Source organism: Methylibium sp. T29, assembly GCF_000576205.1.
Lineage (GTDB): Bacteria > Pseudomonadota > Gammaproteobacteria > Burkholderiales > Burkholderiaceae_C > Methylibium > Methylibium petroleiphilum.
Map to the genome: position 1 here is coordinate 1 of NZ_AZND01000370.1, position 2,605 is coordinate 2,605.

Below are 2,605 nucleotides of genomic sequence, written 5' to 3' on the forward strand. Positions count from 1 at the left end.
ACCGAACTTTGACCACCCGCGCCGACTGAACATTGACCAGGGGTGGAAGCCCGTCTCGATCGAGGCGAGCTGTGGATAAGTCTACGGTCTTTGCTGTTGTCGGTACTCCGTTGTTCGTCATCGATGGTGCGCGGGGCAAGCCGCGCAGGGCGTAGCCCGTAGCGGCTTGCCCCGCGCGGCGGCCGATCAGAACGGGTCGGCCTCCGGTGCCGGTTTGGCCCTTCGTGCCTGCTCGCGCGCCTGATGCGCGTCTTGGCCGTGGCGCTGGAGTGCCGGAAGCGGTAGCTCTCGTTGCCGGTCTCCACGATGTGGCAGTGATGCGTGAGCCGGTCCAGCAGCGCGGTGGTCATCTTCGCGTCGCCGAAGACAGCGGCCCATTCGCCGAAGGTCAGGTTGGTGGTGATCATCACGCTGGTGCGTTCGTACAGCTTGCTCAGCAGGTGGAACAGCAACGCTCCACCGGCCTGGCTGAACGGCAGGTAGCCCAGCTCGTCCAGGATGACCGCGTCCATGCGCATGAGGTTCGCCGCAATCCGCCCGGCCTTGCCTTCAGCCTTCTCCCGCTCCAGCGCATTGACCAGATCGACGGTCGAGTAGAACCTCACCCGCTTGCCGTGCCGCGTGATGCCGGCCACGCCCAGTGCCGTGCACAGATGAGTCTTGCCCGTACCCGGCCCGCCGATGAACACCGCGTTGTGCGCCGCTTCGGTGAACGACAGATCGGCCAGCTGGTCGATCAGCGCGCGATCGACCTTGGAGGCCTCGAAGTCGAAGCCCGCCAGGTCGCGGTGCGCGGGGAAGCGAGCGGCACTCATCTGGTAGCTCACCGAGCGCATCGCCCGGTCGGTGCCCTCGGCCTGCAGCAGGTGCTCGATCAGCCAGCGCGAGCTGTCAACGCCACTGCCACCGCCCTGGGCCACGAGATCGGTCCAGGCGCCGGCCATGCCGTGCAGCCGCAGTGCCTTGAGTTCGGCGGTCACGTCACGCATGGCGCACCTCCTGGCCCACATCCTGGACGTCAGGGTCGCGCAGCCGGTCGTAGCGGTCGGTGTCGGCACGCGGGGCCTCGTTCAGGCGCAGCGCGGTCTCCACTTGCTCCGGCGGCGGGCTCGCCTTGAGCCGCCCAAGGACGTTGAGCACGTGTTCGGCGCTGACGGCGCCGGTCTCCAGCACCAGTTCGGCGGCTACCAGCACGGCGTCCAGACCGGCAGTAGGCACTGCCGTCAGCACCTGCGCCATCACACGATCACCACCGGGGCGGCGCAGCAAGGCCTGTTGCAGCGACCGCAGCGGCGCGGGCATGTCGGCGAACGGCGCGCCGTTGCGCAGCACGCCAGGCTTGCGCTGCACCAGCGGGATGTAGTGCTGCCAGTCGTAGCTCGTCTGGCCGCGGTCGCTCAGACGCGCGTGGCTGGCCACGATCTTGTCCTCGGCCACCACGACCACCCGGTTCGGGTACAGCCGCGTGGAGACCATGTGACCGGCCAGCTCGCACGGCACCGAGTAGCGGTTGCGCAGCACTGTCACCAGGCAGGTACTGGACACGCGCGCCGGGTTCTCCACGTAGCCGTCGAAGGGCTCGGGGCATGGGCATGAGCTGCGGCAGTTCGTGCTCGAGCATCTCGGCCACGCTGAACTGGCCGTGCTCCGGATGCCGTATCTCCTGCCACAGCGCCCGGCAGCGCACCGCCAGCCAGGCGTTGAGTTCGTCGAACGAACCGAAGCGCTGGCGGGCAGCCTCAATCCACACGCGCCGGCGGCTGTCCTGCACGTTCTTCTCCACCCGGCCCTTCTCCCAGCCGCTGGCCACGTTGCAGAAGTCCGGGTCGAACAGGTAGTGCGCGCTCATCGCCGCGAAGCGCGCGTTGACCACGCGCCCCTTGCCCTTCTTGACCTTGTCGACCGCCGTCTTCATGTTGTCGTAGATGCCCCGCCGGGGAATACCGCCCAGGGCCTCGAAGCTGCGCGTGTGCGCGTCGAACAGCATCTCGTGGCCCTGCGTCGGGTAGGCCACCAGCCAGAACGCGCGCGAGGCGCACAGCTTCAGGTGCGCAAGCTGGACCCGCCGGTAGATGCCGCCGATGACCAGGCCTTCTTCGCTCCAGTCGAACTGGAACGCGTCGCCAAGCTCGAAGCTCAGCGGCACGAAAGCGCTGCTGGCGCTGACCTTGCCCTGCTCGTCGCGCCTGGCTCGGATGTAGTCGGTCAGCCGCGTGTAGCCGCCGTCGTAGCCCAAGGCCTGCAACTCCACATGCAGCGCCCGCGCCGTGCGCCGCTCGTGCCGCGGGCGGTGCTCATCGGCCTTCAGCGCCTTCTCCAGCGCCTCGACGAACGGCGCCAGCTTCGTGGGCATCTCCCGACGCCGGTACTTCGGCTCGGCACCCTGCGGCGCCTTCAGCCACTTCTTGATCGTGTTGCGCGACAGACTCGTCAGCCGCGCGATCTCGCTGATCGACTTCCCTTGCCGGAAGTGCATCGAGCGAATCTTGCCCATCATGGCCATGGTGATCACTCCTCGTTCCTTGCTGCACAAAAAAGCAGCAGGGTAGGTTGAACACCCTGGTCAGTTTTCGGTCGGCATCACCCAGCTTTGCTGGTCAATTTT

At 67.2% G+C, this 2,605-nt stretch carries 2 pseudogenes; both read right to left on the reverse strand.

The annotated features are described in order from the left end of the window. Positions 1-186: 186 nt before the first annotated feature. Positions 187-1,010 (reverse strand): annotated as a pseudogene (gene istB, locus x551_RS20980) (IS21-like element helper ATPase IstB). After that, positions 982-2,503 (reverse strand): annotated as a pseudogene (gene istA, locus x551_RS20985) (IS21 family transposase). Before istA ends, istB begins: the two co-directional pseudogenes overlap by 29 nt. Between the last annotated feature and the right edge of the window lie 102 nt (positions 2,504-2,605).